Genomic DNA, 26,133 nt, shown 5'->3' with positions numbered 1-26,133 from the left:
CTTGCGCTTTTTGTGCAATCCAGCTCCAGCGCCTAGCCCCTCGAGGTCATAAGTCACATCAGAATTGAAGGCAAAGAGCCGCCTTCTATTCTGATGCGTCTTATGCTGGTCGGGGCTGAACAAGGCGCTTACGCTTTATATGTCTCGACAAATTTCTTGGGAAATAATAGTGACTTTCATAGAGTTAATAGAGATTTGCAGTTTTTGAGAGGATTTTTTTGGTTTATGGATGTTTTTCGGCAAAAAATAAAATTGCCCGTCCTAATTGAGCAAATTGTGCATATATTTTTAACCAAGCTAATAAGATGTTAGAAACCATACAAAGAGAGCGGTTGAGGTGAGTAATCGTTTTTATTAAATTATAAATGCAGTTGAACATATATTTGTTGGCAATTTCCGGGGCAGCGGCTTATTTCAGCCGAAAGCGAATCTCATTTCATACTTCTCACATCCAATTTGGGGAGGTAGAGGGTGTGCACGATTACATCAAAGAAAGAACTATCAAGATAGGAAAGTATATCGTGGAGACAAGAAAAACGGTTCGCGTGATCGCGAAGGAGTTTGGTGTATCCAAAAGTACTGTCCACAAGGATTTGACAGAAAGGCTGCCGGAAATCAATCCGGAGCTGGCAAATGAAGTAAAGGATATTTTAGATTATCATAAATCAATCCGCCATCTGAGGGGAGGGGAAGCAACCAAGTTAAAATATAAGCGTTCAGAAAGAGAGGAGGAAACCGTAAAATAAAGAATTTGATGAAGAGGATAGCAAACCGGTCTTGTATGTGAAAACGTTCAAATAAAAGAGGTTCAAAAAGGAAATGCTTTGAAAAAAGTGTTAACTTAAGAAATGGACCTTAATTGAACATTCACTGAAGATCGGTTTTTTGCTTGTTATTATTGCACCTTTAGGAAAAAATTTACTTAATTTATATTTCTCACTATTTCTGGACTATTCAATATGATAAAATATAAAATTAGGACAGAAAGTGGTTTTTCGATGAGAAATGCCGAATCTGCAAAAAGTACATTTTAAAAACATCCTGTTACGGGTTCGGAATATAAAATTACGAACGTTTTTTATGAGACATTCAAGGAGGAAATGAGTATCATGTTTGCTAGGGATATTGGGATAGATCTCGGTACAGCTAATGTGCTGATACACGTCAAAGGTAAGGGAATTGTGTTAAACGAACCTTCTGTTGTTGCAATTGATAAAAACACTAATCGTGTTCTTGCAGTCGGCGAGGAAGCAAGAAAAATGGTAGGGCGGACTCCTGGGAACATAGTGGCAATCCGGCCGCTTAAAGATGGAGTCATCGCTGATTTTGATGTGACAGAATCCATGCTTAAGCATTTTATCAATAAACTGAATGTGAAGGGCTTTTTATCGAAGCCGAGAATTTTGATCTGCTGCCCGACGAATATTACCAGCGTAGAGCAGAAGGCCATTAGGGAAGCTGCTGAAAAAAGCGGCGGCAAAAAGATTTACCTTGAGGAAGAACCAAAAGTGGCTGCAATCGGAGCAGGCATGGATATCTTCCAGCCAAGCGGAAACATGGTCGTTGACATTGGCGGCGGAACAACGGACATTGCCGTTCTCTCCATGGGTGATATTGTCACTTCTTCTTCCATTAAAATGGCTGGAGACAAATTCGACGGCGAAATTTTGAGCTATATTAAGCGCAAGTATAAGCTTCTTATCGGAGAAAGAACAGCCGAAGACATTAAAATCAAGGTTGCTACTGTTTTTCCCGGCTCAAGAAATGAAGAAATAGATATCCGCGGGCGTGATATGGTTTCCGGTCTTCCAAGAACCATTACGGTGAAATCTGAAGAAATAGAAGAAGCGCTTCGCGAACAGGTAGCTGTTATCGTCCAGGCTGCCAAGAGTGTGTTAGAACGTACTCCGCCTGAGCTTTCTGCAGATATCATAGACCGCGGTGTTATTTTAACAGGCGGCGGAGCATTGCTTCACGGCATCGACTTACTCCTTGCAGAAGAGCTTAAGGTTCCTGTCCTTGTTGCCGAACAGCCGATGGATTGCGTTGCAATTGGTACAGGCATCATGCTGGATAACATGGACAAGCTGCCAAGACATAAATTCAGCTGATAATGAATGTAAAATATTAATAGCCAAAAGGGTCTCAATGTTCAGATAACATGAAGGCACAACACTGTTTGTGCAAAAAGTGATTGTGAACAATGGGCCCTCTTGTATTTTTTTTAACACAATTCCTTTGTATTTGAATAATTTCTCTCCGACTAAAAACGTGATTTTAAGGCTCTTACACTTTTTATGTAATCCAGCTCCAGCGCCTAGCTCGCTGTGCAAAAGATGTTTTGTCCTCGGAAGGCAAAGAGCGCCTTCCAAGGCCAAAACCCTATTTGCTTCGCGAGCTGAACAAGGCGCTTGCGCTTTTTATGTAATCCAGCTTCAGCGCCTAGCCTCTCGAGGTCATAAGCCACATAAGAATTGAAGGCAAAGAGCGCCTTCTATTCTTACGCGTCGTATGCTGGTCGAGGCTGAACAGGCGCTTGCGCTTTTTATGTAATCTAGCTTCAGCGCCTAGCTCGCTGTGCAAAAGATGTTTTGTCCTCGGAAGGCAAAGAGCGCCTTCCAAGGCCAAAACCCTATTTGCTTCGCGAGCTGGACAAGGCGCTTGCGCTTTTTATGTGTTTCTCTAAAGAAGCTGGTTTTCCTGCCGATATTTATTATATTATCGCAATGAATCCGGATTTTACTTTTATTGCCCTTCAGGATGATTGGGCTTTTATATTTTTTAGGTGAGGTGCAGGAATGTTAAGAGGTTTTTATACAGCTGCTTCGGGCATGATCGCCCAGCAAAGAAAGACAGAAATGCTGACGAATAATTTATCGAATGCTGATACTCCAGGATTTAAAACCGATCAGTCAAGCCTGCGGTCATTTCCCGACATGCTTCTTGAACGAATCGACCGAAATGCCGTCCCTGCTGAGAAAGGCCTAAGTCTTCCTGTCAGCAGTACGGTTGGAAATCTTTCAACTGGTATCTATATGCAGGAAGCCACTCCGCTTTTTTCACAGGGAGATACAAAGGAAACGCAAAGAAATACAGACATCGCCCTTGTAGATGGAGACATGCCTGTTAATGCGGCTAACGGCAAGAAAGGCAGCATCTTTTTTACGGTTGAAAACGCAGACGGTCAGTCGCGTTATACCCGCAACGGGAACTTTGCTCTTGATGGACAGGGCTATTTAACAACCTCTGCAGGTGATTATGTGCTGGATGACAATAAAAAACGCATAAAGCTGAACAGCGAAGATTTTACAGTAAGTGACACAGGATACATTGAGGAAAACAGTCAGCCTGTTGCCCGTCTGGGGATTTCCTTTGCTGATAATCCCTATCAGCTTGTCAAAGAGGGAGACGGCTTGTTTAAAGCACCTGCAGGCACGGCGCTGAACAGCGCATTCAGCAGCCCGAATGTAAACTTTACTATGAAACAAGGCTTTATTGAAAGCTCGAATGTAGATCAGTCACGTACCATGACAGATATGATGTCTGCTTACAGATCCTTTGAAGCCAATCAAAAGATACTGCAGGCATATGACCGCAGCATGGATAAAGCAGTAAATGAAGTCGGGAAACTGGGATAACGAAAAGTCCCTGATTTCTCATGTCAGTGAAGCCCAAGGAAATCCGGCACAGCCAGCAAAAGGGGAATAGCAATGAATCGGACCATGATAACCTCTACTAATACAATGAACCAGCTTCAGCAGAAAATGGACATTATTTCAAATAACATGGCCAATATCCAGACAAACGGCTATAAACGAAAAGAAACCTATTTTAATGATTTGCTTGTTCAGCAGGTTGATAACCAGACTAACAAATCTAAAGAAATAGGAAGGCTGACACCACTTGGCATCCGGCAGGGAAATGGGGCCAAGCTGAGCCAGTCCCAGCTTGTTTTGACACAGGGAGCCATAAAAAACACAGACCGAAACCTGGATGTGGCACTAAAAAAGGAAGATTTGTTCTTTAAAGTGCGGGTTTCTGACGAAAAAGGGCAGAATATACGGTATACTAGAGATGGCGCTTTCTATCTGACACCAGCCGGAGGGAATGCTGTACAGCTTGTAAACGGAAGCGGTTATCAGATTCTTGATTCAGCTGATCAGCCAATTGTCATTACCGGTGATGTGAAAAAACTGACCATCTCAGAAAATGGCCAGATAGCGGCGGAGAAGAATAACGGAACGGTCCAAACCTTCGACCTTGGAGTCGTTTCTCTTAAAAAACCTCAATTCATGGAACAAATCGGCGGGAACTTATTAGGTATGCCTGCTAATCTGAATCGTCTTGGAGCTGTATCTGCGGATATCATGACCTCCTTAACTGGCGGCCTCCGCTCCAATATATCCATGCAGCAGGGCGCCCTGGAAACTTCGAATGTGGACCTGTCCAAGGAAATGACAGATCTTATGAGTGTCCAGCGCCAATATCAATTTCAGTCAAAAGCGGTTACAGTGGCTGACCAAATGATGGGATTGATCAACGGAATCCGTTAATTGAGGAACATGTCGGGCTAAAAGGAGCTTTCAGTCATTAGTATGCCAGAGAATAACTTAACCAGAGAAGAATATAAACAAAAGGCCGGGAAAGAAAAAAACAAGAATAAAAGGATCCGCATTAGGCTTTTGCCAATCTGGCTGAGGCTCCTTATTGTGGCTGGTTTAATAGCGGTATGCACCATTGCGGGCGCTATTGTCGGCTATAGTGTGATAGGCGGCGGCAGTGCAATGGATGTTTTCCACAAATCAACATGGACGCATATTACAGACATCGTAAATAAAGATACAAATCCCGGCTAAAGCAGTACGGGATTTTCTTTTGCCTGCTTGTGCGCTAGAATGTTTCCTTATATTCGTGTTATTCTAGTAAAGGAAACCTTATGAAGGAGTGAATGCTTTGTTAGACATTACACAAATTAAAGAAATTATTCCGCACAGATATCCTTTCCTGCTTATTGATAAAATCGTTGAAATCGAAAATGGAAAAAGAGCGGTAGGCATTAAGAATGTTACAGCAAATGAAGAATTTTTTAACGGGCACTTCCCGGATTATCCGGTAATGCCGGGCGTTTTGATTGTAGAGGCTTTGGCACAGGTGGGATCTGTAGCTGTTTTAATTCAAGAAGAATATAGAGGCCGTCTTGGATTTTTTGCGGGAATCGACAGCTGCCGTTTCAAAAGGCAGGTAAAGCCCGGTGATCAATTAAGACTGGAAGTTGAACTGACAAGGCTTAGAGGGTCAGTCGGCAAAGGCAAAGCAGTTGCCACTGTGGACGGCGAAATTGCCTGTGAAGCAGAAATCATGTTTGCATTTGGAGATAAAAAATAATTACATAAACAATCAGGATGTGTGTCTATATGCGCACATCTTCTTTCGTATATCCGCTGAAATCCAGAAGAATATTTGGTGATATAGGACTGTTTTTCTTAGAGAAGGTTTATTTTATGTGAAAATGTGCAATGATATAAGTGGAAGCAGTTTTCTATGCAGCATTGCATAGAATTTTTGTTCATTAATTCATTTGAATTTTTTGGTTTGGTAAACCAATCTTTATTTTCTCCCTATGGAGGCCGGGCACATGTGTCCGGCCATTTTTTTATTCTAAAGGGAAAATACCGGCGCCGCCAAAAAAGCTGATTCTTCTCTTGCAGAATCAGCTTTTTTGCAGAGATGCTGGTATTGATTTGAGGCGGCTGTCACGGTTATTTGTTAGCAGTCAGTTTTGGCCGGGAGCGGATTTTTTCTTTAAATTGTTCCACAAGTACTTCACCGGTAATTCCTTGCTGAATCAGATCTTCAAGAAGCAATTCGGCATATTTGCTTCGGGATCTCTGCAGATGGCCTTCAAACATGATGCTTTTATGGCCTTCTAAATCTTTGATGATCCGCAGAATAGTTTTAAAGGAAGCCGGGTCGTTTTCTTTTTTGGTAATGACAGCCTGGATGTTCACCTCTCCGTTCACTGGGGGGAGAGCGTCCTGGATTTTCTTGAAGTGTTCGTTCTTAATCAAGGCCTCCAGCAGCCAAGTGCTCTGGTCATCTTCTTTATTGATGATCAGCCCGTCCGTAAGCTCTGCTTCAATTAATTCCTGGTTTTCATCCGCTATCTGCAAAGAAATTAATTTAAACGTTTTCATACATTCCCTCCCTTTCTCTTATCCATCTTTCTCTAGCATACCCGATTACCATTCAGTAATAAAAGCAAAAGATTTAGAGGGGGATGGAACATGAAAAAAAATTTGAAAATGAACAAAATCAAGTTTTATATCTAAACCTTCATCTAAATTGTACTTTTTCTTCAGGAAAAAATACAGGATTGCAGCAGCAAAAGGGTTTTGCAGGGTTCTTTTGCTGATTTTACGGAGGTCTTTGAATTCAGTATGATAAAGGCACTCACACAGAAAGGAGCTGATTTATTGATTAATCAAGTTACGCTGGTAGGAAGGATTACCCGTGATCCTGAGCTGAGATATACACCTGAAGGTACAGCAGTTTCTAATGTGACGCTTGCTGTAAACCGGAATTTCCGGAATGGAGATGGTGAGTATACAGCAGATTTTGTACAGTGTACGCTATGGAAAAAAACAGCTGAAAACACGGTCCAGTACTGCCGGAAAGGTTCTATAGTCGGAATCGTCGGGAGAATCCAAACGCGCAGCTATGAAAATCAGGATGGAAAAAAAGTCTACGTTACAGATGTTGTGGCAGAAACCGTGCGCTTTGTCGGTACAAAGCAGGCTGAAAATGCCAAGCAGGAATATGAAGCAATCAAGTTTTAGTTAAACTAAATAGAGGTGATGATATTGGGAGAAAAAGAACGTCTGGAAAGCTGCAGATTTTTTGAAGATGAAAAAGGGGAGTTTCCGGCTCTCGACCGGCTGAATATTCAACAAAGGGCAGAGAGGACAGATCAGCTTATCGGCGACCTGATCCGCTATATTGCCAAGACGCATGTGAAGGTATCCAACAGTGAATATCAAATGGTTCAGCTTGAAATTATACTTGCCCGGGTAGAAAGCGAATCGAAAGCTTTGCGCGCCCAAAATGAATCACTTCTCCAAAGGCTTTCTGAGCTTGAACAGGCAGCCATTCCTCAAACAATCAGAAGGAAACAGTCATTCTTCATGGAAGGAGGATCGCTGCACTTCCGCTCACAGCACACACTTCTTTAGTCTTTGCTCCGCCATTTATCCAGGAATGACTGATATGATCCTTCTTCGACCCAAAGAATGATTAATCTCCGCAATACCCCCCGAATTCTGCGCGTGTTTCCCCTATAAAATACAAAATAGACTCCTTGCACAGTGGCTGCTCCCCGCAGCCCTTTTTTTTCGTGCAGCTAAGCACTTAATGCAAGCCTAAGACTATTGGATGATGTCCAAATGAAAGCAGATCATACAGCGCAGTTACTAGCTTCAGAGAATGTGGGTGTACATAATTATCTGTAAAAATAAAATATTCAAAAAATAGTTATTGTCAAATATTTAGAATAATGACATAATTCAGTAAGACTATTTATCTAGTTTCAAAACATCCAGATAAGGGAGGGTGATCTATGGTCAATCCGATTGTGGAAGTAAAAGGCTTGAAAACAAGCTTTATAACAGATGACGGCGAAATTCCGGTGGTAAATTCAATCGACTTTCATATTAACCCGGGAGAGGTCTTAGGGATTGTAGGCGAATCAGGATGCGGAAAAAGTGTAACCTCACTTTCCATAATGGGACTGGTTGATTCGTCTGCAGGGAAGGTAGAAGGGGAAATTCTTTTTAAAGGCAATAATCTGGCAGATGCTTCGGAATCGAAAATGAGGAAAATACGCGGAAATGAAATTGCCATGATCTTTCAGGAGCCGATGACAAGTTTAAATCCTGTATTTACCATTGGGGAGCAATTAACAGAGTCGCTCCGGATACATAGAAGGTGGAATAAGCACAAAGCAAGGGAACGTGCAGCTGACATGCTGAAGCTTGTTGGCCTTGCACGGGCGGAGGAACTGTTGAACGAGTATCCTCACCAGCTTTCAGGAGGCATGAGGCAGCGTGTCATGATTGCGATGGCCATGATTTGCGAGCCTGAACTTTTGATTGCGGACGAGCCAACAACGGCCCTGGATGTGACCATTCAGGCGCAAATCCTTGAACTGATGAAAAAGCTGAATCGAGAAACAGACACGGCCATTATGATGATCACTCATGATTTGGGCGTTGTAGCAGAAATGTGCCAGCGTGTAGCTGTTATGTATGCAGGGCGAATTGTGGAGGAAGGGGATGTAAGGTCTATTTTTAAAAGTCCGAAACATCCATACACGATTGGCCTGATAGAATCTGTGCCAGATATGAGAGAGAAAAAGGAAAGGCTTTACTCTATACCTGGCAATGTTCCTAAACCTGGAGGAGCCCAGCTTGGCTGCCAGTTCGCGCCAAGATGTGCACACGCCATGGACAGATGCCTGAGTGAGACTCCGCCGCTTCATGCCTTTGAAAATGGGCAGCAGGTCAGATGCTGGCTTCATGAAGACGGGAAAGGAGATAAAATCCATGTCACAGCCATTAGTTAAGGTAGAGAACCTGAAAAAACACTTTCCAATCAAAGGCGGGCTGCTCGGGAAGAATGTGGGCGAAGTGAAAGCTGTCGACGGGGTGTCCTTTTTCATAAAAAAAGGAGAAACGCTCGGACTGGTAGGCGAAAGCGGGTGCGGCAAGTCAACAACTGGCCGGATGCTGCTAAGGCTTCTCGAGCCGAGTGAGGGAAAAATTTACTTTGAAGGAAAAGACATTACCACTCTCTCACAAGGAGAAATGAGAAAAATGAGACGGGAAATGCAGATGGTTTTCCAGGATCCGTTCGCCTCGCTCAATCCAAGGCACACCGTGGAAAAAATCCTGGAGGAGCCTTTAATTGTCCACGGAACAGCGGATAAGAAGGAACGGAAACGCCGGGTAAAGGAGCTGCTTGAAATTGTAGGCTTAAGCAGCTATCATGCCAAGCGCTATCCGCATCAGTTCAGCGGAGGGCAGCGCCAGCGGATAGGAATTGCAAGGGCACTTGCCGTAAATCCGAAGCTGATCATTGCCGATGAACCGGTCTCTGCACTCGATGTATCCATTCAGTCACAGGTGCTGAACCTTCTTCAGGATCTTCAGAAGGAATTTGATTTAACATACTTATTCATTGCGCATGACCTCGGAGTCGTCAGGCATATCAGCGACCGTGTCGGCGTCATGTACCTTGGGCATATTGTGGAGCTTGCTGACAGCGAAATGCTGTACCGGAATCCTCTTCACCCGTATACACAGGCCCTGCTTTCTGCCGTGCCGATTCCTGATGTGGATTACAAGAAAGAGAGAGTCCTTCTGCAGGGTGATGTGCCAAGCCCTTCCAACCCGCCAAAAGGCTGCCCGTTCCATACCAGATGCCCTAATGCAATGGAGGTATGTTCAACGGCCAAGCCCGTTATGCAGGAAATTGAAACAGGCCATTACGCTGCTTGTCATTTATATCAATGACAAAGCGTAGATATAAAAAGGCATATAAAATTAGATAATTGGGGGAAAACACATGAAAAAAGCATATTGGCTATTTTTAATTAGTGTACTTGCTTTATCGCTGGCATTATCCGGCTGTTCATCGTCGAAAAAGAGCAATTCCAGTGCAAAAGGCGGAGATGTAATGATTTACGGCAAGGGAGGAGATGCAGTTTCCCTTGACCCTGCAATTGTAACAGACGGGGAATCCTTCATTGTTACACAGCAGATTTTTGAGACCCTTGTGAAGTACGGAAAAGACAATACAAATATTGAACCGGGCCTGGCTGAAAAGTGGGACATCTCTCCGGATGCATTAACCTATACCTTCCATCTGCGCGAAGGCATTAAGTTCCAGGATGGAACAGATTTCAATGCAGATGCTGTGGTTAAAAACTTCCAGCGCTGGGCACAAAGCAAAGACCCTGCTAAATTTGCCTACTATCCTTCCATGTTTGGAGGATTTGAAGGAGATAAGGGCCATGTAATCAAAGAGGTTAAGGCAGTGGACGCGAAAACGGTTCAATTCACATTGAACAGGCCACAAGCTCCGTTCCTTAAAAACCTGGCGATGAGCCCGTTTGCGATCGCAAGCCCTACAGCTTTTGCGAAGGCTGATTTCGGTAAGCATCCTGTTGGGACAGGACCATTTAAATTTGTGTCATGGAAACCAGGAGATACAATCGAAGTTACTAAAAACGATAAATACTGGCAAAAAGGCCTTCCTAAGCTTGGCGGCGTGAAATTCAAGGTCATCAAAGACAACTCTGCACGATTGAATTCCCTTGTTAAAGGCGAACTCGACTTGATGGATGGCTTGAATCCAAGCGACATGAGCAAGGTTAAGTCTAACAGCAAATTGCAATTGTTCGAACGCCCTTCTATGAATGTGGGCTATATCGGATTTAACAACCAAAAAGCTCCTTTTGATAAAAAAGAAGTGCGCCAGGCGATCAGCCACTTAATCAATAAAGAGGATATTATCAAAAACTTCTATGAGGGAACGGCTGAACCAGCGAAAAACCCTATGCCTCCTTCTGTAGCCGGATATGATGATGATATCCAGGATTATGACTATAACGTAGAAAAAGCTAAAGAATTACTGAAAAAAGCAGGATATGAAAAAGGCTTCAAAATGGATCTTTGGGCCATGCCGGTGCCTCGTCCATATATGCCTAATGGACAAAAGGTGGCAGAAGCCATTCAAGCAAGCTTAAAACAAGTAAATATTGATGCTAAGATTGTGACATTTGAGTGGGCAACATATCTTGAAAAACTTCAAGCTGGCGAAGCTCCAGTATTCATGATGGGCTGGACAGGCGATAACGGGGATGCCGATAATTTCCTTTACACATTGCTTGATAAAGACACCATCGGATCCAATAACTATGCACGCTATTCAAATAACGATGTTCATAAATTATTACTAGAAGCACAGTCTACTGCCGATGAAGCAAAACGCAGTGAGCTTTACAAAAAAGCACAAGAAATTATCCACGAGGACGCACCGTGGGTACCGCTTGTACACTCTAAGCCACAGCTTGCAGGAAGCAGCACAATCAAAGGCTTTGTTCCGCATCCAACAGGAACACAATCCTTTATCGATACTTCTATGAAATAATTTCAGCCGTACAAAAGGGAAGTATGGATCCTGCATGCTTCCCTTTTGTTTCGCAGACTGGAAGCATAGGAGAATGAGTGATTACAATTCTTTTTACCAACAAGAAAGCGTCCAGCTTGCTGCGGGGAAGATAATTGCCCCATAAGGCAAAAAGCGCCTTTTGGTTCAATACCTTTCTGCTTCGCAAGCTGACGGAGACGCGTATGAGACAAGTTTTGCAAACCAACAAGAATGGTGTCTGGCTGCAGCGCCTGGCTCCCTGTGCAAAAGAACCCTTGCCCGAGAAGGCAAAGAACGCCTTCTCCGGTCAAGTGCCTATTTGCTTCGGGAGCCGGTCAAGGCGCTTCCGCTTAAGTGAAAAAAGGGTAGGCTTATACAATAAGTAACGGTGTCTAACTTCAGCGTCCAGCTTGCTGTGCAGAAGATGATTGCCCCATAAGGCAAAGAGCGCCTTTTGGGGCAATCCCTTTCTGCACAGCAAGCTGACCAGGACGCTTACGTTTTTCATTAGAGAGGTGATGTTATGTTTTCTTATGCTATTCGGCGTTTAGGGGCGCTTGTGCCGGTTTTGTTAGGGATGACGTTAATTGTTTTTATGATGATCCGGGCGATTCCGGGGAATCCGGCTCAGATTATTTTGGGGCAGCAGGCTACGAAGACGGCTGTTGCTGCACTGACTGAAGAGCTTGGCTTGAATAAGCCGTGGCATACTCAGTTTTTTGGCTATCTGGGAGGGTTATTGAAGGGTGATCTTGGGGTTTCGATCAGGACCAAGGAGCCGATTGCCCATGAGATCTGGCCATATTTGGCCGCTACTCTTGAGCTTGCTCTTGTGGCTATGCTGATTGCCGTTGTTATTGGCGTGAATGCAGGAATCATTTCTGCCTGGTTCCAGAATTCCTGGTTCGATTATTTAGCGATGATCGTTGCGCTTGTAGGCGTCTCGATGCCGATTTTCTGGCTTGGTTTAATGGAACAGTATGTAATCGCGATTCATTGGGACTTGCTGCCGACAACAGGGCGCGACAACATAAGGGATCCGGTGGAGGCCATTACCAATCTGTATTTGATTGATTCCCTGTTGGATGGCAGATTCGATCAGTTTATTGAAGTGATCAAGCATTTGATTCTTCCTGGAGCGGCACTTGCGACAATTCCGATGGCTATCATCGCAAGAATGACGCGGTCTTCCATGCTTGAAGTAATGAGGTCTGACTTTATCCGGACAGCGCGTGCGAAGGGAATGAAGATGTTTTGGGTGGTGTACAAGCACTCCTTGAAAAATGCATTGATTCCTGTTGTTACGGTGATTGGCCTTCAGACAGGGCTCCTTCTTGGAGGGGCAATTTTAACAGAAACGATTTTCGGCTGGCCGGGCATCGGAAACTACATTTATGATGCCATTGGCTCAAGGGATTATCCTGTTATTCAATCTGGAATACTTGTGATCGCTTTTATATTTGTCATGATCAACTTGATTGTTGATTTGCTGTATGCAGCAATTGATCCGAGAATCAAGTATAAATAGGAGGGATACATATGGCAGAATTGGTTAACAGCACGCCTCCGCTTATGCCGTCGCCTTCGCAGGCGGCAGAAGAACTGGCTGTTTCCCCCTGGAAGGAAGGGTGGAAGAGCTTTAAGAAAAATAAAGCAGCCGTTATTGGCTTAGGCATTGTTGTATTTTTTATCTTGCTTGCAATCTTTGCGGATTTAATTGCGCCGCATCCTTTTGATAAGCAGCATCTGTCCGATAAGCATCTGTCCCCATCGGCAGCGCATTGGTTCGGAACCGATGAATTCGGGCGGGACATCTTAAGCAGAATTATTTTTGGAGCGCGCCTGTCTCTTGGCGTTGGGTTCTTATCTGTCGCAGGCTCCGTTGTGGCAGGATCCTTCTTGGGCATCATTGCAGGCTATTACGGAAAGTGGGTCGACACCATCATTTCCAGGTTTTTTGATATTCTGCTTGCCTTTCCGAGCATCCTTCTGGCAATTGCGGTTGTGTCTGTACTGGGGCCGTCGCTTAGAAATGCGTTAATTGCCATTGCCATCATCAATGTGCCTACTTTCGGGAGGCTTTTGCGCTCAAGGGTGCTATCTGTGAAGGAAGAGGAATATATCACAGCTGCCAAAGCTATCGGGATGAAAGATGGCCGGATTTTACTCCATCATATCCTGCCAAATAGCTTAGCACCGATAATTGTCCAGGGCACACTGGCTATTGCCACAGCCATTATTGAAGCGGCCGCTCTTGGATTCCTTGGAATGGGAGCCCAGGCCCCTGCTCCGGAATGGGGCAAGATGCTGGCAGATTCCAAGGACTTCATCATCGAAGCCCCGTGGACGGTTATCTTTCCAGGGCTGTCCATCATGCTGACCGTTCTGGGCTTTAACCTGATGGGCGATGGCCTGCGTGATGCACTGGATCCGCGGATGAAGAAGTAAATAAAGCATCTATAAAACCCATTCTGTATCTAGCAGATTGGGTTTTATATAATTTTAAGATAGTAAAAACAGGCCAAATAGACTGGTAATATTATAGTGCAACGAAGACTAATTTACCTTAAAATAACAATATTAGGTATGTTATGTTTATTTTAGTAAGAAAATTTCGAATTATCATAAGGGGGAAAGACATTTTGTTAATAAAAAGAAGCTTTGCCATTCTATGTATCTTCCTGCTATCATTCACGGCAGCCGTCTCGGCGGCACCGCTTCAAAAACAGCACAGCGTATCCGAGGCAGGGTCAAACACTAAGGATTCAGCCTCTTTGAAAAAGGCAAAGCTGGAAAAGAAATATAAAGCCAGTGATAAAGTCCGTATTTTAGTAGAAATGAAGGAAGCCCCTTCAATCGTTTATGCCCAAAAAAGGCATACACGCTTTAAAGATATGCCGAGCAAAAAGAAAAAAGAATTGAAGGCAGAAAAGCTAGCCGGACATAAAAAGGTAAAAGCAGAGGCCAAAAAGAAGGATGTAAACATCAAAGAACTTGAGAACTTTACAACGGTTGTCAACGGTTTCAGTACTACAGTCCCTTTTGGCGATATTAAAAAGCTTGAAGCGATACCAGAAGTAGGCGCTGTACATATTGTTAATGAATACAAACGCCCTGCAGAAAAGCCTGATATGCTTTACAGCAAGGAAATCGTCCAGGCTCAGGAAGCATGGCGTGACTACGGGTACAAAGGCCAGGGAATGGTTGTCGGAATCATTGATACCGGAATCGACTCTTCCCACCGCGATATGGTATTGAGCAAAGATACAAAGCCTGCACTGACCCAGGAGAAGGTGAATGCCTTAAAGGCCGCTCATAATCTTCCGGGGAAATTTTATACAAGTAAGGTTCCTTACGGCTATAACTATGCCGATGAAAATGACCAGATTCTTGATTTAGGCCCTGATTCAACCATGCACGGTATGCATGTGGCCGGTACAGTAGGTGCAAATGGTGATGAATCAAATGGAGGAATCAAAGGGATTGCTCCTGAAACCCAGCTTCTTGCACTTAAGGTATTCGGAAATGACCCGAATATGCCTTCAACTTATGCCGATATTTATGTAAAAGCCATTGACGACGCAATTGTCCTTGGTGCGGATGTATTGAACATGAGCTTAGGATCGACAGCTGGTTTTGTTGCTCCTGAGGACCCAGAACAGCAAGCTGTGTCACGCGCAGTGCAAAATGGTATTTTAATGTCGATTTCAGCAGGCAACTCCGGACACTTCGGAGACGGATTTTCAAGCAATCCATTGGCATCCAATCCGGATATCGGTGTTTCAGGCTCACCTGGGGTGGCATATGATTCTCTTCAGGTTGCTTCAGTAGAAAATAATTTCCTTGATCTTGATGATGTTGCCTATGATGCAGGCGGCGAAAAAGGGGACTTCCCTTATATGTCAGCAGGCAATGTACATCCTAAAAATCTTCAGCAGAAATCCTATGACCTGGTATACGCCGGCCTTGGAAGCAAAGACGAGCTTGCGAAGGCTGATGTAAAAGGGAAATTTGCCCTGATCAAACGCGGTACTATCAGTTTTGTGGACAAAACAAAAAACGCCCAGGAAGCTGGAGCGGCAGGCGTTATTATTTATAATAATGCAGATGGTTTCATCTCCATGGCTACAGATCCAAGTATCGTCATCCCACAGCTTTTCATGCTGAAATCGGACGGTGACAAGCTTCAAAGCGCAATCGGCGCAGGCAAGCCAGTATCAATCACCTTTACTAATGGGAAAATCAAAACCGCAAACCCGGAAGCAGGAAAAATGAGCACGTTCTCTTCGTGGGGATTGTCGCCAAACCTGGAGCTTAAACCGGAAATCACTGCTCCAGGCGGACAAATTTATTCAACATTGAATAATAATACGTATGGTATGATGAGCGGTACATCAATGGCAGCGCCGCATGTTGCAGGCGGATCTGCACTCGTTCTTGAAAGAGTGAATAAAGATTTCAAATTAAAGGGCCTTGACCGTGTGTACATGGCTAAGAACATTTTGATGAATACCTCACAGCCCTTGATCGATAAAGGAACTGTCAACACAGAACAGCAATGGGGAATTCCGTACTCTCCACGCCGCCAGGGTGCAGGCGTCATGCAGCTTCATTCTGCGCTAAGCACTCCGGTTATCGTAACAGATGCTACTAAAAATGAAGCAAAAGTTGCGCTTAAAGAAGTTGGATCTAAATTTTCTTTCACGCTTAAAGCACAAAACGTAAGCGATAAAGATGCCAATTATGATGTAAAAGGAAATATCCAGACCGACCTGGCTCTAAAAGGGAAACTTGGATCCTCAGCCAATGAACTGGAAGCGCAGAAAATTCTTGATTCAACGATCAAAATCAATGGAGGGGACACTGGGTCAATCAAGGTTCCTGCGAAAAAGTCTGTGACTTTTACAGTGAGTGTGGATCTTTCAAAGGCCAAGGTTGTCAGTGATGATAAGAAAACACCGGTCAGCATCGATGAGGTCTTCCCTAATGGCTATTTTGTGGAGGGGTATGTAACGTTAAAGGATCCAAAAGATGTAAATCCTGAATTGCACGTTCCATATGTAGGCTTTAAAGGAGACTGGAATAAGGCTCCTATCCTGGACGGCACGGTATATGACATCAGCTCGTATTACGGAACAGCGGGCGCTGCAACTACAGCCGGAGACGATTTTGGATATCTTGGATATGACCCTGCTGCTGATACCTATAATTCTCTTAATGTAGCATTCTCTCCAAACAGCGACGGCCTGCAGGATGATATCATCCCGATCACCTCGTTCTTGAGAAATGCTTCAAAAGTAGAATACGACATTACAGATTCTTCAGGCAAAGTGCTAAAAGTGCTGCGGACCGAAGAGAATGTCACAAAAGACTATTATGACAGCGGTAAAGGCACTGCCTACACACTAGACCCTGTACGCAAGTGGGATGGAAAAGTGAATAACCGTGTTGTAAAAGATGGCCAGTATTATTACCAGATTAAAGCGGTCATCAATTATAAAAATGCTGCATGGCAGACCTTCAAAATCCCTGTAAAAGTCGACACTGTTGCACCAAGTGTTGCGGTATCCAAGCATGGCAATGTTCTGGCACTTGCAGCATCCGACAATGGAGGAGGCTCAGGAATTGCTTATTACGACATTGAAATTGACGGAAAATCTATTTTAAAAACACCTCTATCTTCATCGGCAAAGGAATTCAAGCTTCCAGATACAAAAGGAGCTAAGTATGAGGTCATTGCCGTCGATTATGCAGGAAACGAAACACAGGCAGAAGGAAATCTTGATGAAGATACAACAGCAGATACAAAAATTCCTGCTGTCTATATTTTAACTCCTGAAGCGTTAAGCGTTTCTGATAAAAATGATGTTAGCATTGCTGGTTACATCGAAGAGCCATCCGGACTCAAGGAATTCACCATTGACGGAAAATCTGTTCCATTGTCATATGACCAGCAAACGAAAAAATATCTGTTCACATTGACAAAGAAATTTGCGGACGGTGTTCAGTCCTTTGTGACCAAAGCAACCGACAATGCAGGAAACACGATTAGCTTCAAACGCCAAATCCTTGTTGACGGAAAAAATCCAATTCTATCAATCTCAGGATTGCCTAAGAAGAATACAGTGAGTGCAAAAGAAAAGAACCCTAAAGTGAGCGTGACTGCAGCAGATAATTTTGATGAAATCCGTTTAACTCTTAACGGCAGTGAAGTGTACCATCATTCATTCAAAGAGCCTTATGCAATGCGCAGCATCAAGCATACAATCAAGAATCTTGAATTGCCGCTTGCTGCGGGCAAAAATACCTTCATTTTCGAGGTAACCGATCTTGCAGGCCATAAAACTTCTCAAACAGTCAAACTGACAAAGGAAACAAAGCGAAAATAACAAGATAGGCAGCTTCCCATTTAGAGGAAGCTGCCTTTATCGTTTTTTTATGCCCTTTACCAATATTTCCAGAAACTCTGTGATTTGCTGCTGGCTTTTAAATGGATATTGATCCATGTCGATGAGGATTTTTTTTAACTTTGGATTGCTTGCCAATAGCTTTTGCAGAATGAGAAGTTCTGAATCTCCTGTTTTTGCATAATAGGAGGTTCTGTTTTCCTTGCCGATTCCGGTAAGTTCGGACAACAGCAGGTTTTGGCTCACTCCGAAAAGGTCGGCATATCGCATTAATACATCCACAGAAGGAGCCTGCCGGCCAGTTTCATATTTTGAGACGGCAGATCTGCTGATATTCAGCTTATTGGCAACATAATCCTGGTTCCAGTTCTTGCTTTGGCGCAGCTCTTTTAATTTAGAGGGTAAGGACATAGTTTCTTCTCCGTTTTCCGCTTTTCTTAAAAGTACAACGTGCAGAGGGAAAAAAGAGAGGATGTTCCGTATCGGAACAAAAGTTATTGTTCGAAAATAGAACAAAAGGAAGCGGGCGAAGAAAACCCCCATTTACCAAAGGATTATTCATTTGGGGAAGGAAAATTTATTTTGTTGAAAAAGAAGGGATATTGTAAAAAAAAGTCAAATATTAATAGGGATAAATTACTAGTTTTTGACAGGAGGAGTGTATGAATTTTAGCATGGAAAACGAAAATGTCTGCTATAGCAGCAGAAGAAGTAAAAGCGTCAGAGTGATAATGAAAAAAACTGGACAGGGAGGAAAGCAGCCCTCACTTGCAAGGATGACATTTTTTGATAGCATACAGTATACGGATCCGCCCTTCAAGAAAAAACCCCAGTGCCAGGACAGCTACCAGGAATATTCCCTTCGTAAACCATTGAAACTTACCTTTATGGAGCCAGGCTCACAGGATGAAAGGCATATCACTGTAGAAAAGAAAAAAGATAAAATTATGATCGGGGAAAAAAGCGGCAATGCTTCAGCAGCTTTTGAAGCGCTTCAGCATATGATGTTCAAAAGAGAAAGCAGCTATGCTTTTTTAACGGTGGTACCCGATCACTTAAAGGTGCGTGTGGAAGAGGAGAAGAACAAAGGAAATTGCCAAAAGCAAAAGGTATGACCATCCATACATAGAAAATCCTCAGCTCACAGGGCTGAGGATTTTTAAACTTAATGAAGGGCAACCAGTTCTTTGATCTCATCAGTTGAGAGCTCGGTGATCCAGTTGTCGCTTGAGATGATTTCGTCATTCAGCGCCTGCTTTTTATCAAGCATGGCATCAATTTTTTCTTCCAGTGTACCTGTGCATATCATTTTATGGACATGCACAAAGCGTTTCTGGCCGATACGGTATGCACGGTCAGTAGCCTGGTTTTCAACAGCCGGATTCCACCACCGGTCATAGTGGATCACATGGTTGGCTTCTGTCAGGTTCAACCCTGTTCCGCCTGCCTTCAGTGAAAGAATGAAGATCGGAAATTCCCCGTTCTGGAATTTTGCAATCATATCATCACGCTGTTTTTTATTGGCGCTTCCGTTCAGGAAAGGGATGTCGATTCCGTAGCGCTTGGAAAGCAGATCCTGCATCATATTCCCCATACCGATATATTGGGTGAAAATCAGGCAGCTTTCATTTTGTTCCCTGACTGCGTCAACGAGCTCTGTCAGTTTTTCAAGCTTGCCTGAACGCTTGGAAGCCTGCACAAGATTTTCTTTTGCTTCTTCCTTCAAATAAAGGGCAGGGTGGTTGCAAAGCTGCTTCAGCTTATTCAGCATGGCAAGGATGATGCCTTTCTTTTCAAAGGCCGATAAGTTTTCGATATTTGCAAAGGTATCCTTGATCAGCTGTTCATACAGCGAAGCCTGTTCTTTTGTCAGCGGGACAAACTCTTTTTGTTCCTGTTTGTCCGGAAGGTTAAGCGCCACATCTTTATCCTTTTTCGTCCTTCGCAATAAGAAGGGCTGAATAAGGCTTTGCAGCTCTTTAATTTTTCCTTTTTGCTCTTCGCGTTCAATTGTGGAAACATACTTTTCCTGAAACTGGGCAAGGGAGCCGAGATAGCCTTTATTAATAAAATCAAAGATGGCCCATAGCTCGCTCAGCCTGTTTTCCATTGGAGTTCCGCTCAGGGCTACGTGATGCCGCCCCTTAAGCTTGCGGACAGCCCGCGATTGTTTCGTTTGCGAGTTTTTGATGTTCTGCGCCTCATCAAGGATAATGCTGTTCCAGTGAAGGGAAGTCAGCTCCTCGGTATCCTGGTGTGTAAGGCCGTATGAAGTGAGCACTACATCATATTTCGCCATTATAGAAGCGAAATTTTCGCCTTTTGTCCGGCTGGATCCGTAGTGCAGATGAACCTTCAGATCAGGCGAGAAGCGTTCAAGCTCACGCTGCCAGTTCCCGAGTACGGAGGTCGGGCAGACAATGAGAGATGCAGAAACAGATGGCTTAAGAATGAAGTCACTTTCAGTTTCTGTGACTTCGGAATCTGTTTCCGTGAAATCGCTGCTTTCCTCTGCGCTTTCGATGATGGCAGCATGCTGGTTTTCCGGCTGAACCTCAAGAGCTGGCGCAGCAAGGTTTTCCTTTTGCTTTACATGCAGGAGATAAGCAATCATCTGAACCGTTTTCCCTAGACCCATATCGTCAGCGAGGCAGGCACCAAAGCCGTTTTCCCGGAGGAAAAGGAGCCAGCTCATGCCCTGCTGCTGATATGGCCTGAGATCTCCTTGAAGAGCTTCAGGAGATGGGATGGCCGGAATATTCTTAGATTCCCTGAGGCGGTTCACCAGCTTTTTCAGGTCCTTATTCAGCTCAAACTGAATCCGGAGCATATCTTCTCCATCTTCATCCTCTTCACCATTTTCTTCGCCTAATTCGCTCAAAAGCTCCTGCTGAAGAAGGTCATTGAGCTGCAGGCCTTTTTCGTTTGCGGTTTCCATCAGTGTCTGAATTTGCCTGATGAAAGCAGGATCGAGCTTCACCCACTGGCCGCGGATATAAACAAGCCTTCTTTTTTCATCCACAAGGTTCTGGAATTCCGCTTCTGACAATTCTTCTCCGTTCAGAGAAAAACGCCAGTCAAAGTCCATTAAAGCCTGAAGGCCGACATAAGAAGGGCCGCGTGTTGATTGGCTCTTAACCTTTGCCTTGACCTTAAGATTGGATTCCTTGAGTGCTACCCACCAGGAAGGAAGCATAATTTCAGCACCAAGGAAAATCAGTTTTTCACTGGCTTCGGTTAAAAACTCCCAAGCTTCAAATTCAGAGAGCTGTTCTTTTAAGGTGCCGTTTTCACTAAGCCATGGAACCACCTTTGCCCAGCGAGTGATCGTTTTATCGACTTCTTTCGTATATTTATTCCAGCCGCGCGGCAGTTTTTTTGCCGGGTAGGTTTCCACAAGAGTTTCATCCTTTTTGGAACGAAGAACGGTTGTCAGCTCCCAGGGGCCTTCACCGTCAAGTGGCTCTGTAAGCTGAAGCCCGATGACAAATGGCTTAGGATCCTCTTCAAGGCCAAGCCAATCCAGCCAGCTTTCTTGATTAAAAAAGCTTTGAAGTTCATCAGGCGACAGCCGGGTATCCTTCAGTGCCTGAAGGGCTTCTCCCCATTTATGGCTGATGGGCGAATGGTCTTTCAGAAACGTATTGGCCGCGTCGTTATACCATTTGCCAATGAAAGCTTCCATGCTTTCTTCCTTATCATCTCTTGCAGGAGTAACCGTTTCTTCCCAAAAGCTCGGGCCGAATTCCTCTTTTACCTCTTGAGGCAGCTTCCAGCCGATCTTATCTTCCTGCAGACTCGCGAAGTCTGGAACCGGAATGCCGGAAGAGATGGTTTCATGAAGAATGGGGGCAGATGATAACAGGGTAGAGGAAAGGTCGGACCATTCCCAATCAATAAATGAGTTAAAGCTCTCCTTGGCAAACAAATTCAGAAGGCCCCATGCATCCAGGATGAATACCGGTACATCATCAATCTCGGAGTATTCTAGCTTTGTGCCGTAAAAGCTGGATTCATCCCAGGTAAACAGCAGCTTTCTGATTTTTTGTGGATTGTAGTATTCACCGTGCTCATCACATACTGAAATACTAAAGCTTCCATTTTCAATAGAAGCTGTTTTTACGATCATTTTTTCTCTAATTTGCATCAGTCAGCTTACCCCTTTGCAATTCTTCTTGAAATGCGCGCAACCGTTTTGTGGACTGCGCTACATATTGGATGTACCTGTTAAACACGTCTTCTTGCTTCATTTTTTTGTAAAGCGTACGCATCTTCTTCAAATAGCGCACAGCCTGTTTATAAGCAGACCTGTTTTTCTGGCTGACCGTTTGCTGAACGGCATGATAGTACAAGGGCAGAATGAGGGAAGGATCTTCTTTAGAGACCACTTTAATCATATCTCCGCTGATTAAATCGATGCTCACGTCCGTATAGATATGCATTTCTACCCATTTTTTATATGACCCTTGGTCGAACAGGAAGTGAGAGTAATTCCAATAGCTGTACGGAAGGCATTCACGGTAAAACTTATCGAGCAAATCCATGCGCTTTGTTTTATAGCAGTAGGAACTGACTGGCCCTGAAGAGGTCCGGACAAAATCGGTTGAATAATAATAATCGGATTTATCCTTCAGGTATTCCCTTACATGGGCAACCAGGAAATCAATGAAAGGTGTTGCCTGTTTTTCATTTTCATTTTCTGAAAAGGAGCGGATCCAGTAAAACATATATGGACATGCTTCAAAATTGAGACCTTTCAGCAGGGAAGCTGCCGTTTCGTTCTCGTTTGAAAGAAGCGACAGGTGAATCGCCGCAATCGTATAGGTCATTTTTTCCTCAGGCTGCCTGGCATTCTCAAGGGCATCGCTGACGCGCTTTTGTTCTTCCTTGCGCCAGGTGGAATTCACTAGGAGGGAACTCCAGATGGAACGGTACAGATCGGTTTTTTCATAAGACAGCATATCCCGGCCCTCAAGGAGTTTTGCAGCATCCTCCTTAATGCCAGTGATGAATGGATCAAAGGCGAAAGGGCGGGCCTGCCTGCTTAACTGCTGGACGGCAGCCTGCAGATCTTCGGCAAGATTTTCTGCGGCCGAATGAAACATGCGTGCATGCGTGTTCTTTTCAGGATGCTTCCTTATGAGATTCAGGATATTCATAAGGGAGGCGAAATCTGTGACAAAATGATATAAAAGGCTCCATTCCCTTTCCATGGGTGCCTTTGCTTCTATTTTTCTGAAGAATTTAGTTAGATGGTCATCGAGTATATAGGGAGCGAGGTTCAATTTGTTTTCAATGCTTTCTTTGAAGTTCGCTGTCACGAAATCTTTCCATGCTGAATAGCTTTTTTCAAGAGGTGAATCCGTATCCAGCAAGTCTTTTGCTGTGATGATTCCAAGATCCTTCATAAACATATTCATTGGTGAATGATCCTGCCTCCATTCAGAAACCCACTCATTCACACTGCGGATTTTTGAATAAGCAGAAAAGAAAACAGCTGCCATATGCTCGCAGACAGAATCGTGATCACAATCGCAGGACGAACGATCAGCCTTATCAAGGTCAAGTTCCACCTTATAGCGGATTACATCCTGCACCTCAGCAATGATCATATCAGGAGACTCAATACTCCTAAACACCATCCCCTGGCGATACAGCCTCTGCCCAATCTGGACTACCCTAACATCCTCACTATCCTCAGGATCAAGCATATTCCCAAAATACTCCTCAAACCGCAGCAGCTCCTCCATCACACAGCCTCCTCTAATGGGAAATGGGGTCAGACCCCATTTCCCAAAAACAAATTATTTCCTATAATGTATACATAACAGCATTTATAACCATGCGGCAGCGGGGTCAGACCCCATTTCCCGCACCAAATTAAGTAGAAAGGATTGATTTTCAATATGGCAAGAAAGGCGAGGGTTTGGTATCCGGGTGCGGTATACCATATAACGTGCCGGGGAAACCGGCACAGTGACATATTTATTGATGACAGGGACCGATATCGTTATCTGCATTATCTCGAAGAAACGAGGAAAAAGTATTACTTTCAGCTTCATTCGTACTGCTTAATGAGCAATCACGTATACTTACTCCTCGAAACCAGAGAATATCCCATCAGCTCCATTATGAGAAAGCTCAACTCCAGGTATGCCATCGCCTTTAACAAAAGGCATGAACTGGATGGCCATGTCTTTCAAGGAAGATTCCACTCCGTTTTAATCGAATCCGCAGAACAATTCCTCACAACAAGCCGCTATATTCACCTAAATCCCTATAAAGCCAATATGGTCGAAAAACCAGAACAATATAAGTGGAGCAGCTACCCGGCCTTTGCCCTAAGCAAAACTGATCCCCACGTCACCACCCGGCAGATCCTTCACTACTTCCATACCCCAGAAAACTACAAAACCTATGTCAAAAGCAAAATGATGGGGCCAGACCCCATTTCCCAAAACTCCTCAAACGCTTAAAACCCTTATTGTTGTACATGTTGGTAACATGGGAAATGGGGTCAGACCCCATTTCCCGATTTTTGATCATCTTTTTATTATACTTCATTTTGGCTGGAATTTTGAGTGGGGAGTTGGATTTGATGTGGAAGTTTGGTTTTTGTTTTATTTCATTTTTGACATAATGAAAAAGACTTCGCTTATGGAGCGAAGTCTAAAGGAAAATAAGTTATTGAGGTGTTTTCCATTTTTCCAGTTTTTCATCAATGAATGGTATAAAGCGATTATCATTTTGAAGTTCAAAAACAAGTTTAGCTTTTTCCATATATTTAGTAGCGGCAAGGTAATTTTCCATTAGTTCATGATTGTATCCTATATGGTAGTGAAGTTCAGCTAAACAGTAAAGGTTGCTTTTGTAAATGCACCATTTTATTGCTTCTTCACAATAGGAAATGGATTGTTCATAGTCCTTCAATCTTGTTAGTGCACGAGCGAGATTATAAAGCAACCGTGTTTTTACCGTACTGTCTGAAATGTATGGAAGGGTTTTTAAGTATTTATGAGCGGTTTTATGCACAGTTAAAGCTTTTTCAAACTTTCTTTCCTCAAAGTAGATGACTCCAATACTTAATATAAGCTCTATTTCACGTTCAGAATAAACTTTATCTGTAGATTGTGTAAGAGCAATCCCTTCTTCTAGTATCTGAATGGCCTTTTCCGGATTTTTGTTGATCATGTATTCATATATTCCTTTATGCCATAAAAGAAGCTGCAAATTACGCTTGTTTTGTTTAAATAAAGGATTGTTTTCTTCCGCTTTTACTATTTGTTTCATTTCGGCATAATCCATGTTTTTTCTGGCTACCTTCAATTGTAGTGCTACCTCTTTAACGTAATCCAGCCGTGGTGTCATGCCGATATCAAAAAAGTAGTTCACGTCGACGCCTAACCTTTGGGAAATCAGGTAAAGAGTAGAAGCGTAAGGATAAACATCACCTTTTTCTATTTTACTGATTTGTGCTTGGGTACAAATCCCCTCTGCGAGTTCTCCCTGTGAAAGCCCCATTTGCTTTCTTAATTCTTTTATTCTTTGGCCGACTGCCGAAAAATCCATAGTGATTCTCCTCGTAAATATTCCTAGAATTATATTTTTTATGTAAAAGGGCGGATAATATCAAGTAATCTCAGTAATCTTTATTCTAACCGGTTGTGAATGAATTTTAGTGAAAATTAACTTTGTGGTTAAATATAACTATAGAAGTTATTTCTATTAAATCCAATGTTTTTAAAAGAAAAAAGGAGGAAATACCTATGAAAAAGAAATTTTTAGGATTTTTGGCAGCTGCACTACTTGTGGCAGGTTTTGGTCTAGTTGGAACTTCTGCTTCAACGCCTTCTCAAGGAAATGTTGGAATGCATGAACTTCCATCTGAATTCTAATATCAATTATTAATAAGCTACACTCAATATTATACTCGTACAAGAAATACACTTCCATTCCGGCGGTGTATTTTTTTGATTATTTAAATAAATTAGTTCTATAGTCATGCATTGTTTTTGCATAAATATTCTTATAGGCATATTCCTAGAGTTATATTTATTTCGAAAGGGTGTATATAGTATGATGAATTATATGGTACTTGCGCCTAGGTGCAAAATTGTAGGCCATTCCTCCTTTGTGGGATTTTGTTATAGTTGAAATAACAAATCGGAGAGAGGTGTAAGGATAAATGGATATTAATATGAAAGTTCAGCCCTCTTTTTTTGATGAAGAATGTGCCATTGTGTTTTCGTTCTATTTCGATCAGGAAGCGAAGAAGATTGGGGAAGCGGTTATTTATACATGTGAAGAGGTAGATTGCCTCAAGATGGATTGCCAGGCTGATTCGAAGGAACTGAAAGAGAAAGTGGCTTATGTGGAGCAGTTTTCTATCGTAAAAGAATATCAGAGTGCTTCCATGGAGAAGATTACTCATTTCTTAAATATACTTGGCATCAAGAAATGCAGGCAGCGCAAAATAGAGGAAGTTTTAAATTAATAAAAAATCCTCACTGCACAGATGCTA

23 protein-coding genes are annotated in these 26,133 nt (G+C 43.3%); 18 read left to right on the top strand and 5 right to left on the bottom strand.

Annotated elements, in window-relative coordinates; all coding sequences use genetic code 11:
- Positions 1-473: 473 nt before the first annotated feature.
- From spoIIID to fabZ, 6 genes are all read left to right on the top strand, one after another.
- Positions 474-746, top strand: a complete 273-nt coding sequence (gene spoIIID / locus ACN6MY_RS00660; RefSeq protein WP_071350753.1) for a sporulation transcriptional regulator SpoIIID — start codon at positions 474-476, stop codon at positions 744-746.
- 363 nt (positions 747-1,109) lie between these two features.
- Complete coding sequence (locus ACN6MY_RS00655; RefSeq protein WP_419882376.1) at positions 1,110-2,111, top strand: rod shape-determining protein; 1,002 nt, start codon at positions 1,110-1,112, stop codon at positions 2,109-2,111.
- Positions 2,112-2,798: 687 nt separating this feature from the next.
- Entirely contained in the window at positions 2,799-3,638 is an 840-nt protein-coding gene (locus ACN6MY_RS00650) for a flagellar hook-basal body protein (RefSeq protein WP_419882375.1), read from the top strand.
- Between the two features lie 72 nt (positions 3,639-3,710).
- The gene (locus ACN6MY_RS00645; RefSeq protein ID WP_419882374.1) at positions 3,711-4,553 is read left to right on the top strand and encodes a flagellar hook-basal body protein; all 843 of its coding nucleotides are present in this window, start codon (positions 3,711-3,713) and stop codon (positions 4,551-4,553) included.
- 42 nt (positions 4,554-4,595) lie between these two features.
- Entirely contained in the window at positions 4,596-4,856 is a 261-nt protein-coding gene (locus ACN6MY_RS00640) for a DNA-directed RNA polymerase subunit beta (protein WP_419882373.1), read from the top strand.
- Between the two features lie 97 nt (positions 4,857-4,953).
- The gene (fabZ, locus tag ACN6MY_RS00635; RefSeq protein ID WP_419882372.1) at positions 4,954-5,385 is read left to right on the top strand and encodes a 3-hydroxyacyl-ACP dehydratase FabZ; all 432 of its coding nucleotides are present in this window, start codon (positions 4,954-4,956) and stop codon (positions 5,383-5,385) included.
- Between the two features lie 374 nt (positions 5,386-5,759).
- On the opposite strand, the gene ACN6MY_RS00630 is transcribed toward fabZ, so the two are convergent.
- Positions 5,760-6,194, bottom strand: a complete 435-nt coding sequence (locus ACN6MY_RS00630; protein WP_419882371.1) for a YwpF family protein — start codon at positions 6,192-6,194, stop codon at positions 5,760-5,762.
- A 279-nt stretch (positions 6,195-6,473) separates the two neighbouring features.
- Between ACN6MY_RS00630 and ACN6MY_RS00625 the strand changes: the two genes are divergently transcribed.
- The 8 genes from ACN6MY_RS00625 to ACN6MY_RS00590 all read left to right on the top strand — a co-directional run bounded on the left by ACN6MY_RS00625 (position 6,474) and on the right by ACN6MY_RS00590 (position 17,594).
- Positions 6,474-6,836 carry a single-stranded DNA-binding protein gene (locus tag ACN6MY_RS00625; RefSeq protein ID WP_419882370.1) on the top strand — a complete coding sequence of 121 codons (363 nt, stop codon included), beginning with the start codon at positions 6,474-6,476 and terminating at the stop codon, positions 6,834-6,836.
- Positions 6,837-6,860: 24 nt separating this feature from the next.
- The gene (locus tag ACN6MY_RS00620; protein ID WP_419882369.1) at positions 6,861-7,229 is read left to right on the top strand and encodes a hypothetical protein; all 369 of its coding nucleotides are present in this window, start codon (positions 6,861-6,863) and stop codon (positions 7,227-7,229) included.
- Positions 7,230-7,612: 383 nt separating this feature from the next.
- The gene (locus ACN6MY_RS00615) at positions 7,613-8,617 is read left to right on the top strand and encodes an ABC transporter ATP-binding protein (protein WP_419882368.1); all 1,005 of its coding nucleotides are present in this window, start codon (positions 7,613-7,615) and stop codon (positions 8,615-8,617) included.
- Positions 8,598-9,566, top strand: a complete 969-nt coding sequence (locus tag ACN6MY_RS00610; protein WP_090988636.1) for an ABC transporter ATP-binding protein — start codon at positions 8,598-8,600, stop codon at positions 9,564-9,566. Before ACN6MY_RS00615 ends, ACN6MY_RS00610 begins: the two co-directional genes overlap by 20 nt.
- Positions 9,567-9,618: 52 nt before the next feature.
- Complete coding sequence (locus tag ACN6MY_RS00605) at positions 9,619-11,205, top strand: ABC transporter substrate-binding protein (protein ID WP_419882367.1); 1,587 nt, start codon at positions 9,619-9,621, stop codon at positions 11,203-11,205.
- A 523-nt stretch (positions 11,206-11,728) separates the two neighbouring features.
- Complete coding sequence (locus ACN6MY_RS00600) at positions 11,729-12,733, top strand: ABC transporter permease (RefSeq protein WP_419882366.1); 1,005 nt, start codon at positions 11,729-11,731, stop codon at positions 12,731-12,733.
- A gap of 11 nt (positions 12,734-12,744) precedes the next feature.
- Positions 12,745-13,653, top strand: a complete 909-nt coding sequence (locus tag ACN6MY_RS00595; RefSeq protein ID WP_419882365.1) for an ABC transporter permease — start codon at positions 12,745-12,747, stop codon at positions 13,651-13,653.
- A gap of 194 nt (positions 13,654-13,847) precedes the next feature.
- Positions 13,848-17,594, top strand: a complete 3,747-nt coding sequence (locus ACN6MY_RS00590; RefSeq protein ID WP_419882364.1) for a S8 family serine peptidase — start codon at positions 13,848-13,850, stop codon at positions 17,592-17,594.
- Positions 17,595-17,630: 36 nt separating this feature from the next.
- On the opposite strand, the gene ACN6MY_RS00585 is transcribed toward ACN6MY_RS00590, so the two are convergent.
- The gene (locus ACN6MY_RS00585) at positions 17,631-18,023 is read right to left on the bottom strand and encodes a helix-turn-helix domain-containing protein (protein ID WP_419882363.1); all 393 of its coding nucleotides are present in this window, start codon (positions 18,021-18,023) and stop codon (positions 17,631-17,633) included.
- Between the two features lie 251 nt (positions 18,024-18,274).
- Between ACN6MY_RS00585 and ACN6MY_RS00580 the strand changes: the two genes are divergently transcribed.
- Complete coding sequence (locus ACN6MY_RS00580) at positions 18,275-18,727, top strand: hypothetical protein (protein ID WP_419882362.1); 453 nt, start codon at positions 18,275-18,277, stop codon at positions 18,725-18,727.
- 50 nt (positions 18,728-18,777) lie between these two features.
- On the opposite strand, the gene ACN6MY_RS00575 is transcribed toward ACN6MY_RS00580, so the two are convergent.
- Entirely contained in the window at positions 18,778-21,759 is a 2,982-nt protein-coding gene (locus ACN6MY_RS00575; RefSeq protein WP_419882361.1) for a DEAD/DEAH box helicase, read from the bottom strand.
- Positions 21,749-23,362, bottom strand: coding sequence for an SWIM zinc finger family protein (locus tag ACN6MY_RS00570; protein ID WP_419882360.1), 1,614 nt, complete (start codon positions 23,360-23,362; stop codon positions 21,749-21,751). Before ACN6MY_RS00570 ends, ACN6MY_RS00575 begins: the two co-directional genes overlap by 11 nt.
- Positions 23,363-23,518: 156 nt before the next feature.
- On the opposite strand from ACN6MY_RS00570, the gene ACN6MY_RS00565 reads away from it, so the two are divergent.
- Positions 23,519-24,088 carry an REP-associated tyrosine transposase gene (locus ACN6MY_RS00565; protein WP_419882359.1) on the top strand — a complete coding sequence of 190 codons (570 nt, stop codon included), beginning with the start codon at positions 23,519-23,521 and terminating at the stop codon, positions 24,086-24,088.
- Positions 24,089-24,296: 208 nt separating this feature from the next.
- Here ACN6MY_RS00565 and ACN6MY_RS00560 read toward each other — a convergent pair whose 3' ends face one another.
- Complete coding sequence (locus ACN6MY_RS00560; protein WP_419882358.1) at positions 24,297-25,181, bottom strand: helix-turn-helix domain-containing protein; 885 nt, start codon at positions 25,179-25,181, stop codon at positions 24,297-24,299.
- 197 nt (positions 25,182-25,378) lie between these two features.
- Here ACN6MY_RS00560 and ACN6MY_RS00555 point away from each other — a divergent pair, with 197 nt between their 5' ends.
- Together ACN6MY_RS00555 and ACN6MY_RS00550 are read left to right on the top strand one after the other, a co-directional pair.
- Positions 25,379-25,507 carry a hypothetical protein gene (locus ACN6MY_RS00555; protein ID WP_419882357.1) on the top strand — a complete coding sequence of 43 codons (129 nt, stop codon included), beginning with the start codon at positions 25,379-25,381 and terminating at the stop codon, positions 25,505-25,507.
- Positions 25,508-25,797: 290 nt separating this feature from the next.
- Positions 25,798-26,106, top strand: a complete 309-nt coding sequence (locus tag ACN6MY_RS00550; RefSeq protein ID WP_419882356.1) for a hypothetical protein — start codon at positions 25,798-25,800, stop codon at positions 26,104-26,106.
- The last annotated feature ends 27 nt before the right edge of the window (positions 26,107-26,133 follow it).

The organism is Peribacillus sp. B-H-3 (assembly GCF_048572925.1).
Classification (GTDB): Bacteria; Bacillota; Bacilli; order Bacillales; family DSM-1321; genus Peribacillus.
Note: the sequence above shows the minus strand (reverse complement) of the source record. Positions and strands in the feature narration are given on the sequence as shown.